This window comes from Mucilaginibacter polytrichastri (assembly GCF_001911425.1).
In the GTDB taxonomy this organism is placed as follows: Bacteria; Bacteroidota; Bacteroidia; order Sphingobacteriales; family Sphingobacteriaceae; genus Mucilaginibacter; species Mucilaginibacter polytrichastri.
This window is the reverse complement of record NZ_MPPL01000001.1, coordinates 2,684,794-2,696,508: the sequence shown is the minus strand read 5'-3', so window position 1 is coordinate 2,696,508 and position 11,715 is coordinate 2,684,794. Positions and strand designations below refer to the sequence as shown.

Sequence of the window (11,715 nt, the reverse complement as noted above, 5' to 3'; positions counted from 1 at the left end):
ATTAATTTCTCAGTATGGCAATTAAACTAATCACTGCAGTAAGTGCCGAAGCTATACCGGCAAAATCACCAATACCAAGCCTAAACCTTGATTCGGGATCTTTTTCCGGAACAATGATCTTACTACCTGGTTTAACCGTTGGATAGTTACGGAAAAACAAGAAGTGACGTATGGGTTGGTTTAAACCATTAGGGTATTTAATATAAGCACCCTTGAGGCGCGCATGCGAGGTTTTACCACCTGCCGCATTTACATAATACATAAAGCGATGGCCATTATAGTTAATAAGCTGCGGATTATTAACTGCACCGGCAACTTCCACAAAAGCAATAACCCTTGGTACGTAAATACTATCGCCTGATAAAAGCATCATACTTGCGCGTGTAAGCGAGTCTTTGCTGGTATTGGTAAGATCGAGGTTTACGCGTACGCCTTTTCTGTAAATCTGTGCATTTTGGATAGAGCCGTAAGGTGTAAGCCCGCCTGCGCGCTGTAAAAAGTCTTGTGCGGTTTCGTCCCTGCGTTGTACCGGGTAATCTCCCGGAAACAATACTTCGCCTTTTACACTTACGTTACCTAATGATTTATAGTTAACCAGGCGTTGTACATAAACGTAATCCAGTGGTTCGAGCTCAAGATCGTTACCGGTGCCATTGCTCATGTCGACAGTAAAAGTTTTAGCCACCTGGTTAGCCACGCTATCCTGTGTGTTTTTAATAATGCGCGAAACCTCCACATGGTGCTCTGCAGCCTGGTCATCAAAACCGCCGGCCATTGCAATCACATCGGCCAGTTTCATGCCCTTACGAAATATAAATTTCGATGGGTTTCTTACATGCCCGGCAACAGTTACTGCTTGCTGCGATATAAAAGTGCTTTCTTCTTGTATAGTAACGGTGTCTTCGCGTAGAAGGGGAATATCATTTTTACCGGATAAGATATCTATCGGTTTAAAAGAAATAAACTGGCGTTCGAGGTTTGGCAAGGTTCTTTTAATATAACCACGTTCGGTATAAGCCTCTGGTTTTATACCCTGGGCCAGTTTTAATAACGCACCTAAACTTAAGCCCGCAGTAAGTTCATACGGCCCGGGGCGAAAAACTGCTCCCTCTAATACCACACGATTGGCATATCTGTTAGTAATAGCGCCCAGCGTTACCATATCGCCATTGCGGGGGGTAAAGTTGGCAAACAGATTTGCAGGTACATCTTTTACTTCGCGTTCCAGGTCGTTTATTTGTTCAACTTTGGCAATGCCTTTGTAGGCAACATCTGTAAAGCCACCTGCATATTTTATCAGGTCGTCTAACTGCTCGCCTTCTTTAAGTTCATATATGGCGGGTCTTTTTACCTCGCCGCGTATGGCAACTCGTTTTTTGTATACAGGTATGCGTATCACGTCCTGATCTTCAAGCCGTACATTACCCTCTAATATGGCATGTTGCAGAAAATTATAAAAGTCTACCGTTTTATAAACCTTGTTATTCCTTATCAATTCTATATAACGTAACGACCCATTTGCATTAGGGCCGCCTGAGTTATAAAGGGCATTATATAAGGTAGATAATGACGAGAGGGTATAAGAGCCCGGTGTTTTAACCTCGCCCACTATGGTAATTTTAATACTGCGTGTATTACCCAGGTTAACGCTTAGCTGGGTTTGGCCGCTACGCAGGCCGGGATAAATTTTTGTCATTTTACCACGAATGAGGTTGGTAGCCTGTTCTATGGTGAAGCCATTAACATAAACTATACCTGCATAAGGGATCTGTAAGTTTCCTTCGGGGGTTACTTTAGTGCGTACGGTGCTTTCGTTTAAGCCCGTTACCAGCACAATTAACTCATCGCCAGGGCCAACTACGTAACCTTTTGGTGTAGCTAAATTTGAGTTAGGCTCAAACTTGATAGCGTTTTGCGAGAAAAAGTCCATGCCGTAAACATTTAACGGAGCTACAGGCGGGGCTGCTAGTACAGGTTTAACCACAACATTGTTGCTATCTCTCGAAAAGTCAATCTTATTTTTTTCCGGCTGGCTGGTAACTTTTTTAGTATTGCTTTTGGAGTTTAATCCCAGCAGGGTTACACGGTCTTTAAGCGCATCTACCTGGTCTTGGGGTACACCTTTTTGTATCATTAGCTTGTACGCGTCGGTTTCAGACAAGCCAGAATCTTGTATTTTTTTCCAGAGTTGGGTTATCTGGTCATCACTAAGCTGATTTATTTTAACATTCTGTATATCGTTCATGGACACACTTTGGGCATTACTTTGCCTGTAAGTTGCTGTTAAAAGAATTAACAGTATAAAGAGTACGTATTTTATGCGCATTGAAGATTATAATAGAAAAACCTATTGTACAAATATAAATTATTAAATTGGTCTAAAAGCCATAAGAAACACCAAGACTAACCTGGTTGGGCACAGCCGATGTTTGCACTTGCGGGTCTATTACACCTTTTTGGTGCTGATAGGCTAAACGGCAATACAGTCGGTGTATTAATTCGTACCGGGCCTCCAGTGATATTTGTGTTTGCGATTGTACCGGCCCTTGTTGTAAAAACTTAGGCTGAGGCTCTGCAAAATACTGATCAACCAGGCTGCCTTCAACTCCTTTTCTAACATACATGAGCTGTGCGGTTGTAATTAAGCGTGGTAACGGGTTGTAAGATAGCCAGGCAATTACTTTATCGGCATTCTGGCCTATCCAGTCGCCAATTAAATAGGTTTGGCTGGTGTAGCTTTGGGCGGGTATCAGGTTTTGGTAAACAAACGGATTAATGCGGGTATACTCCAGGCCGGCAGTTAAATAAGGTATAAACAGATCTGTAGTTGATGCGCCAATGTTAAAGCCAAGCTGATTGCGGCTTTTTGCTGCATCAAAAGCAGTTTCTAAACGGATCTCATCAATAAATAGCGTAGCGTACAAATGCGTTTTAGGGATATGATTACGTGAGCTTACCTGGAAAAAGAATTGCCCGTTAGAGCCTGTTGTAATTTTATAGCGGCTGGCATATTGGTCATACGCTTTAAAAAATAATACAGGTACCAGGTAGGCCGGGTCAAACTGATCGCTGCTGATCATGGATTCGCCCACGCTTACTTCTAAGCCTTTAACAGGCAAAAAGTTTAAGCTGTGTGAGGCCATATATTTAGAAACATATATTTCGCGGTTATTGCCATACAGCGCATTGCCTTTATTGTAACTGCGGGCCGAATCAATCACTGCCGATTGCAATGAAGCGAGGCTGTAGTTAAAGTGCAGCCATTTTAAAGGCGCATAATCGAGCCTGATATAAGGGTAGGATGGAGCCTTGTCTGATAATATTAATCTTCCTTCCTGGCCGTAACCATATAAAAGTTGATCTTTACCAATGCTGATAGCGCCATTATTCCAGGCGTAGGTAATATTACCGCGCACATCACTATAATTTACCGCGGTTGATTTGTTATTAAGATTAGCGGTTCGCTGAATACCGGTTTCGGGGCTAAAGCGTTTTAAGCTATCCACACCTTTGCCACTCTCATTAATATCCTGAAAGTAAGCCTGAAAGCTCCAATGCTTGCCTACCTGGCCCCAAAATGCCATGCCTGTAGCTTGTTTATATACCCCTTTATTTTGTCCGCCGGTGTATTCATAGGTAAGGGCAGGGTCGGCACGTAATATAAAATCATCCTTTTTTACGTTCAATAAGGCCCGGTTATTATATTGGTCTTTACCCCATAGGTAATGGGTGTTCTCCTTGTAGTCGCTGTCAAATTCGCTGTACTCGCCCAGGTAAAAGGTAATTTCTTTTTTTTCTGTTATCGAAAGTGTGGTTACAGAGTCTCGTAAATAGTGTAGCAGGCTGGAAATCTCTTTCCGGCTTATGGGTTGTATCAGATCGTCGTAATTAATCTTACCCTTTTGTGCCTGCCTGGCCAAAAACTGGTATACGGGGTGGTTGGGGTTTTCATACACAACCTGCGCTTCGCTTTTTAAATCGCAGGTAAGTAAGATTAATAATATTGGTACAAGGTAAATGTATTTCATTATTTATTGGGTAGAGGTAAAGCTTTACAAAGCTGGTATAAGTTTATTAATTAGCAATGTATTTTAGATGCTGGTTAATGGATAATTTATCAATATGATTTATGCTAAAACGGCTTTTTTATCAAAATTATATCGTAGCACCAATATTTGGTTCTGCTAATAAACGATATGCTTCCAGCGTTTGTTGTGCGGCCATTTTCCAGGTGTGTGATATTACTATTTTTTCTGCAAGGGCTTCATTAAATGTTGCCTTACCAGCCTTTTCAACAGCTGCTCTGATACTTTCGGGATTTTCCGGATCGCAATAAAAAGCATCATCTCCAAAATATTCGCGTGTATCGCCTTTTTCGGTTATTACAATATTGCACCGCATAATAGCTGCCTCCAGCGAACTCAATCCTGTGGTCTCAAACCAACTTGCCAGTACATGTGTTTTAGCTAATTGATAATAATTTACCAATTCGTCATGCGGTATCCTGTTTAAGAAGGTTACGTTAGGGCCCGCCGCTTCGCGACACTGTTGATAATAATCATTTTGATTGGCCGACGGAGCACCAATTAAAACAAGTTTAAATGTTGTGTTATTTAAGGCCTTAATAAGGTTAAGCTGGTTTTTGCGGTTCTCAATACGGCCGACACAAATTACCAGGTTATCATCTTTCTGTATAGCAGGATTGTAAGGAAACTTTTCAGGGTTAATGCCATTGGTAACAATTACCGATTTAACTTTATCGGTATAAATCTCCTTCAACCTATCCAGTTCTGATTGCGAATTAGGTAGAATAAAGTCTGCAGTTTTTAAAACTTCGATGATACTTCTGCGTTGGCCGGTTAAAAAGTAATTGAGGCTGGGGCGATGATCTTTACCTACAAGCCACCGGGCTATCGTTTTAAAATACTCCATACTATCTGCAGACAGGTTTGCAAAAATAGCTCCCAGTCCTTTTCTGTTGTACTTATAATATTCGCCGTAGGTGCAATGTATCGTAGATACCACAAATGGCTTATTAGCCAATTTGCTGTGATGTACCATATCGCCGGGGCGTGGTATGCCAAAAAAATGAAGCAGATCGTATTTCTCGTAAGGTATTACATCTATAGATCGAAGAATGTCAACTTCAACGCCAAGGTTTATTAACTGTCGTGCTGTTTGTTCAATTTGTACGGTATCTCCTCCGGCTATAGTATATAAGTTTAGTCTTGTAATAAATGCTACTCTCATTTTATTAATAATACCTGTCTCCTAAAATTAAAGTAGGAAAAAGGCCAAAGTTAAATATTTAAATTTTATTACCTCAAATTGAAAATGACGATAATGAATTAATGCACTAAGTTGAAAAATGGCACAATTTCTGCTTATTATTGTTGTATTAATATGTGCAAAGATGCCAGTATTAAACCAAACTTTTTGAATTCTATAATGTTTTAGTATTATAATAGATCAATATTGCATATTTTGTATTTTAAGCTCTGAAATTCAATTGATAAATAATTTGTCATTGTTTATGAACTTAAAAAGGCTATTTTTGGATTTTGTTCTAAAGTATAACTACAATACTACCCGCCGTTAGATGTAAATTTAATTTGACGGCATGAAAATACATAATGAAGAAAAAAATTTATATCGCCGGTGCCGGTGGGATGCTTGGTGAAGCCTTTTACCGAATTTTTAAAAATGAATATGAGATCAGATGTACAGATAAGGATGTAAACGAAGAGTGGATAGATTTTCTGGACTTTCGCGATTTTGAAAGGTACAAGAGTGATGTAGAGAACTTTAAACCGGATTATCTTTTTCATTTAGGTGCACTTACAGATCTCGAAGAGTGCGAGATGAATGTAGATGACACTTATCTAACCAACACCACGTCGGTAGAAAACGCTGTATTACTGGCCAATAATTTAAATATACCTATGCTATATATTAGTACAGCAGGTATTTTTGATGGCAAAAAAGATTACTATGATGACTGGGATGAACCCAATCCACTTGGTCATTATGCGCGCTCTAAATACATGGGAGAGCGTTATGTGCGCGAAAACGCTAAAAAATACATCATTTGCCGTGCCGGCTGGATGATGGGTGGCGGCCCCAAAAAAGATAAGAAATTTATCAGCAAGATTATTAAACAATTAGTAAGTGGTAAAAGAGACTTACACATTGTAAATGATAAAGATGGTACACCAACCTTTACAGTAGATTTTGCTAAAAATGTAAAACTGCTGATAGAAAAAGAATACTGGGGACTTTATAACCTGGTTTGCAGGGGCGAAACCAGCAGACGCGATGTTGCAGAACATATTGTAAACATACTTGGCATGCAGGATGAAGTAACTTTTCATGAAGTATCATCTGATTACTTTAAGGATACTTATTTTGCACCACGCCCGCCTTCAGAACGCCTGATCAATAAAAAACTTGAGCTTAGGAAAATGAATATTATGCGCGACTGGAAGGTAGCGTTAGAAGAATATATTGCAGATTACTACACAGATTATTTGGCCGAAAATATTTACACAGTTAAAGAAGACGGAATAACGCTTAAGCCTGCTGTATAAAATGCGCATTGCTGCTTTTGGATTTCGTACCATCCCGCCTACAAAAGGGGCTGCCGGTGCTGATAAGTTTGCAATGGAACTTTTTCCGCGATTAGTAAAATTAGGACATAGTGTTGTTGCTTATAACAGACGATACCCGGATGTATTTGTTGATATAGACAATTATAAAGGTGTAAAAATTAAAAATATTAAAACTGTTCGTAAGGCTGGCTTTGATACTTTACTACATTCTTTTAAATGCACCTGTGATATCATCTTTAAAAATACGGCCGATATTGTTCACATCCAAAATGGTGGTAACAGTATCTGGGCATTGCCACTTCGCTTATTCGGCAAAAAGGTGTTTATTAGCCAGGATGGTGTAGACTGGAAGCGTGATAAATGGCCATGGTATGGTAAATTATATCTTAAAATTTCGGCCTATATAACTGCCCATGTACCCAACCAGATTATATTTGATAATGTAATAGCCAAAAAGCTGTTTGAAGACCGCTTTAAAAAAGAATATCGCTTTATTCCCTTTGGCAGCGAGGTAGAACCCGGAAATGGTAGTACTGATGTGTTGGACAGGCTTAAACTTAAAAAAGGCGATTACTATTTATTTGTAGGCCGCTTTATCCCCGATAAAGGCCTGCATTATTTAATCCCCGGATTCAAAAAATCCCATTCTGATAAAAAACTGGTATTAATAGGTGGTTCACCCAATCCATCGCCATACGAGCAGCAGATCTTTGACTTGGGAGACGACAGCATCATTTTTCCCGGTTACATTTATGGCGATGAGGTAAATACCCTGATGTTAAATGCCTATTGCTATATCCAGCCATCTGATGTGGAAGGGCTATCGCCTGTGGTTTTAACCGTAATGGGCCTTAATGTGCCATTGATTGTGAGCGATATTGAAGAGAATATCTACGTAGTGCAGGATACCGCACGCGCCTTTAAAAAGGGCAATATCCAATCGCTTACAGAAGAGATCAATTACTGTGAAACGCACTATCCGGAAATGCTGGCCCTGGCAGAGAAAGCACAGTACCGTGCATTAAGTGTTTTTAACTGGGACATGGTTGCCGAAGAGCACGTCCGCATTTTTTCAGAATAGATTATACCGCTTTTTTAAATAGTTCAACCAATTGTTCGGCTGCGCTTTTCCACGAGAATAGTTGCAGCCTTTTGCGTCCTTTGGCTATCATTTGTTGTTGAAGCTCTTTGTCATTAAGTACCATTTTAATTTGATTGGCTATGTCATCAAGGTTAAAAGGATCGAAAGTTATAACCGCATCGCCGCCAACTTCGGGCAGGCAGGTATTATTGGCTACAAGTACCGGCACATCATATTTAAAGGCCTCTAGTACCGGTATGCCAAAGCCTTCGTTTACAGAAGGAAAAACATAAAGCAGTGCGTGGTGATAAATTTCGGCCAGTTCGGTATCAGATAAATAGCCTGTAAATACAATATCATGTTTTAGCCCAGTTTCTTCAACCGCTTGCTGAATGATGTCAAAATCATTACCCAGTGTTTTTGACGGGGGAGAACCTGCCAGTACCAATTTAAGATCGGGATACCCTGTATCTTTAACTTTACGAAACGCGCGGATCAGTGCCGGGATATTTTTGCGCTTATACATAGAGCCTACATGCAACAGGTAATTGCCACCCGTTAGTTCAAAACGATCTGTTATTGCTGATGAATGGCCTGCTTCAATCTTAACTAATGACTTAGGCCCCTCTGGGATAACCACCAGTTTATTTAAAGAAATGTGCGTGTAATGGTTAATTTGCTTTTGGGAATATGCAGTAGGTGTAACCACAAAAGCCGCCCGTTTTGCCGCCGGGATAGCTGTTTGGTGGTATAACCATAGCCAAAGTTTGCCGTAATGTTCCGGGTTTTCAAAAAAGAAAGCATCGTGAAATACCGGGATAGTTTGGTATCCTAAATGAATGATGGGTGCAAAATTATCGGTACAGAATAAAACGTCACACCCTTTGAGGGCTGCTTTTACCGGTAAAATTAGCTGTTTCCACAATTGGTATCTGAAATGCTCTATCCACTTTAATAGTTTCTGTTTACCGGTATATACAGGGATGGAAACATCTAAAAAATGAAATTTTAGATCTGCACTTTCCATACGTTTAAACTCTGCGCATAACTCTTCAAGGTAAGTTTTGGTACCTGTTTGGGCCACCCTAAGGTCGCGGATATCAATACCTATAATTAGCGGTTTAGCCATTACACCTGGTCTGCTCTGTTACGTATTACCTTGGCCGGTACGCCGGCTACAATTGAATTATCGGGTACAGATTTGGTTATCACGCTGCCTGCGGCTATTACGCAGCCATTGCCAATGGTAACGCCATCTAAAATGGTTACCCCACCGCCAATCCAGCAGTTGTTGCCAATACTAACGCCTATGCGCGTTAGTGGTTGCTCCTTAATAATCTGGTGCAGATCTGCAAAAACGTGGTTCTCTGAAAAAATTTGCAGGTTGGGGCCTGTTATTACATCGTCGCCGATGGTAATACCGCCCTGGCCGGCCAGGTAGGCCCCGGTATTGATGCCCGTGCGGTTACCTATTCTAATTCCTTTGCCTTTGTTTGATATAATGCCGGTACCAAATAAGGTAGAGTTTCTGCCGATAGATACATGGTCGCCAAAATGTACGCCATCAAATGATAAGGCGTTGAGGCTTACATTATCTTCCAGTATCAGGTTTTTACCTGCTGTGATCTGGTAGGCATGGCGTACTTTTACCCGGCTGCCAATAAATAATAAACCAGCCGATTGCTTAAAAAATAACTTGAGCCATAAGCCGCGTATAACCTGCATTGCCCTGATGGAGGTTATAACAGCGAGATCTCTTACTGAGTAGGCGCTGTCCCACTTATAATCGGGGTTGCCCTTTAACTTTCTTATGATGTTCTCAATGATCATGGGCCAAAGTAGTTTCGGGTGCAGTGTGCTGCATAATGGTTGCAATAAATAAACCGGATAAAAACCAGTTCATATATGAAATATAAGAAGATGATTCAACTTCTGATGTAAACATGGGAATTAAAAAGCCAATCTTCATTAATAATACGGCCAGGCATATTTTTCGCTCTTTGCCTTTTAATAGGTTTAGCCATTTAAGGCCTTGTTTAATAAAGGTAATATAGATAGCCAGGTACAACGTAAGTGCTATTATGCCGCCCTGTACACCTATAATAATAAACTGGTTTTCGCCACCAACGGTTTCGCCCAATGTACCTGCAACACGGCCCGATGCACCAAGGCCAAGCCCAAAGGGATGTTGTATCATGGCATTAATACCATCTACCCATGCCACCAGGTGCCCAATGCTTGATGGGTTACTAAAATCTATCGTGTTAATAATTACCTCCATAATACCATCTACTTTATTGCCCCAGGTGCTAATAATGTAGGCTACATAGCAAACGCCGGCTAAAATAGTGTAGTGGATGGTTTTTGTAATAAATGTTTTTTTAGTGATGAGGGCGTAAATATATATTACAAAAAAATAGCTAATAAAGGGAGCCCGCGAAAACGCAAACGTAATAGAGAGTAATGATGCGCCCAAAGCCAGCAGGCCGGTGGTGTTGGGTTTAAACTTATTATCGTCGCGCGTATAAAGGGCTATAATTACAGATAAGGCTAATAGGGTAGCGGCTGCATGCTCCAGTGGGTTATCAAAGAAACTGCCGAAACGTTTGTATCCGCCTTCAGATTCAAACGTCCAGCTTAGCCCATAATTGCCGCTGGGTTCAAAATTAAAGAAGTAGTAAACATAGTCGGCATAGCCGCTGATGGATTGCAGGTTTAGGTTAAACAACCTTTCGAAAAAAGTGATAGCGCCCGCAGCTATAGTTAGTAAAGCAATGTAATTAAAGTATTTGTTAACGTATATTTTACGGATGTCAAACAACCGGCCCGTAAAGTATACCACAATGTAAAACGCCATACTTTTCAGCGCAATAAGGCGTTCAAAAAAACTTTGCTCGCCAATGGGCAGTATGGCATATAGCATGGTGTAAGCCAGGTAGCCAAATATCAAATAATCAATTAAGCCAAATTTGGGGCGGGCCTTTAAAGTATATATGCTGATGCCAAGCAGGCTTAAAACCAGCGCTTCTTTAAAAAACTGGAAAACATGGATCACATCTTTCAACCCATATAAAAAGGATACCGACATGGCCGTGGTATAAATAGACATGCCGAATATGAGAAACAGCATGAAGCCCTGTTTATTTCCCTTAATGATTTCTTTTATAGCTATAATAAAAGAAGAAAGAAATATGAGTGGAAAAATAAACATCGTTAAATATAGCTCGCTTTAGTTATTAGGCCAAATTAAGGTTTGAGGCGTTAAAAGTCCTTCTTTTATTCCCTTTAATAATAACGATACCTTTTTGTTGCGGCCACGCAGTTTAAGGTAGCTAAGCAATGCTACATAATAGCCTGCATTATAAATAAAGTTAATCGGATAAAATAAAGGTTTGCCATATCGCCTTAAAAACCAGATATGATTTCGGCTGGTATAATAGTGTATAAAAGGATTCAGAAAGCCTTCCTCATTTTCAACTTTAGCCTTGCCCGACATGCCTGCCTCGTGATACATTTTACTGGCAGGCAGGTAATGTACTTCGTAACCACAACCGCGTAAACGGTACGATAGTTCTACATCCTCGTAGTACAAAAAAAACTTCTTGTTAAACAAGCCTGCATTTTTTAGCGCACTGTTTCTAAAAAGGGTACAGCAACCGGTAACCCAGTCTACCTTTAAAAAGCCGGTGAGCTCTTGTACACTATCCTGCGTTTTGGAGTAGGTAATGCCCATTAAGGCATTAAAACCACATGGGCCATTCCACAATTTTTCGCGGTTGTGCATCCAGAAAATGGCAGGTTGTACGGCCGCGGCCTGGGGGTGCCCGTTAAGGTGATTGGTTAGCGCAGTAATTATGTCGTCATCAACCAATGTATCTGTATTAATAACCAAAGAATACTCATGTCCTTTTTCAATGCTATACCGTAAGCCACGGTTATTCCCTTCGGCAAAACCCAGGTTCTCTTTATTATCGAGGTAAATAACATCAGGAAATTGAGCCGTCAGAGTCTGTAAAGAGTTGTCGG

At 40.5% G+C, this 11,715-nt stretch carries 9 protein-coding genes; 2 read left to right on the top strand and 7 right to left on the bottom strand.

What is annotated here, in order from left to right; all coding sequences use genetic code 11:
• Position 1: 1 nt before the first annotated feature.
• The 3 genes from RG47T_RS11530 to RG47T_RS11520 form a co-directional block, all read right to left on the bottom strand.
• Complete coding sequence (locus RG47T_RS11530) at positions 2 to 2,326, bottom strand: SLBB domain-containing protein (protein WP_074489609.1); 2,325 nt, start codon at positions 2,324 to 2,326, stop codon at positions 2 to 4.
• 52 nt (positions 2,327 to 2,378) lie between these two features.
• Positions 2,379 to 4,028: a capsule assembly Wzi family protein gene (locus tag RG47T_RS11525; RefSeq protein WP_074489608.1), complete on the bottom strand. Its 1,650-nt coding sequence runs from the start codon at positions 4,026 to 4,028 to the stop codon at positions 2,379 to 2,381.
• A gap of 127 nt (positions 4,029 to 4,155) precedes the next feature.
• A complete protein-coding gene (locus RG47T_RS11520; protein WP_074489607.1) occupies positions 4,156 to 5,250 on the bottom strand; it encodes a glycosyltransferase family 4 protein in 1,095 nt (364 codons plus the stop codon).
• A 383-nt stretch (positions 5,251 to 5,633) separates the two neighbouring features.
• Between RG47T_RS11520 and RG47T_RS11515 the strand changes: the two genes are divergently transcribed.
• Both RG47T_RS11515 and RG47T_RS11510 read left to right on the top strand, forming a co-directional pair.
• Positions 5,634 to 6,587: an SDR family oxidoreductase gene (locus RG47T_RS11515; RefSeq protein WP_074489606.1), complete on the top strand. Its 954-nt coding sequence runs from the start codon at positions 5,634 to 5,636 to the stop codon at positions 6,585 to 6,587.
• Between the two features lies 1 nt (position 6,588).
• Positions 6,589 to 7,689, top strand: a complete 1,101-nt coding sequence (locus RG47T_RS11510; protein WP_074489605.1) for a glycosyltransferase — start codon at positions 6,589 to 6,591, stop codon at positions 7,687 to 7,689.
• A 1-nt stretch (position 7,690) separates the two neighbouring features.
• Here the strand turns inward: RG47T_RS11510 and RG47T_RS11505 are convergent, their stop codons facing one another.
• The 4 genes from RG47T_RS11505 to RG47T_RS11490 form a co-directional block, all read right to left on the bottom strand.
• Complete coding sequence (locus RG47T_RS11505; protein ID WP_074489604.1) at positions 7,691 to 8,818, bottom strand: glycosyltransferase family 4 protein; 1,128 nt, start codon at positions 8,816 to 8,818, stop codon at positions 7,691 to 7,693.
• Entirely contained in the window at positions 8,818 to 9,519 is a 702-nt protein-coding gene (locus RG47T_RS11500; protein ID WP_074489603.1) for an acyltransferase, read from the bottom strand. Before RG47T_RS11500 ends, RG47T_RS11505 begins: the two co-directional genes overlap by 1 nt.
• Positions 9,509 to 10,819 (bottom strand): O-antigen ligase family protein, encoded by a 1,311-nt coding sequence (locus RG47T_RS11495; protein WP_139235753.1) that lies wholly within the window; start codon positions 10,817 to 10,819, stop codon positions 9,509 to 9,511. The genes RG47T_RS11500 and RG47T_RS11495 overlap by 11 nt, the downstream gene beginning before the upstream one ends.
• A 99-nt stretch (positions 10,820 to 10,918) precedes the next feature.
• A partial coding sequence (locus tag RG47T_RS11490; RefSeq protein ID WP_171972601.1) for a glycosyltransferase occupies positions 10,919 to 11,715 on the bottom strand: 797 nt, incomplete at its 5' end.

Excerpts from the sequence above, each read along its gene's own strand:
- RG47T_RS11530 (WP_074489609.1), bottom strand. The coding sequence starts at position 2,326 with ATGCGCATAAAATACGTACTCTTTATACTGTTAATTCTTTTAACAGCA.
- RG47T_RS11525 (WP_074489608.1), bottom strand. The coding sequence starts at position 4,028 with ATGAAATACATTTACCTTGTACCAATATTATTAATCTTACTTACCTGC.
- RG47T_RS11500 (WP_074489603.1), bottom strand. The coding sequence starts at position 9,519 with ATGATCATTGAGAACATCATAAGAAAGTTAAAGGGCAACCCCGATTAT.
- RG47T_RS11505 (WP_074489604.1), bottom strand. The coding sequence starts at position 8,818 with ATGGCTAAACCGCTAATTATAGGTATTGATATCCGCGACCTTAGGGTG.
- RG47T_RS11515 (WP_074489606.1), top strand. The coding sequence starts at position 5,634 with ATGAAGAAAAAAATTTATATCGCCGGTGCCGGTGGGATGCTTGGTGAA.
- RG47T_RS11510 (WP_074489605.1), top strand. The coding sequence starts at position 6,589 with ATGCGCATTGCTGCTTTTGGATTTCGTACCATCCCGCCTACAAAAGGG.
- RG47T_RS11520 (WP_074489607.1), bottom strand. The coding sequence starts at position 5,250 with ATGAGAGTAGCATTTATTACAAGACTAAACTTATATACTATAGCCGGA.
- RG47T_RS11495 (WP_139235753.1), bottom strand. The coding sequence starts at position 10,819 with ATGCTGTTTCTCATATTCGGCATGTCTATTTATACCACGGCCATGTCG.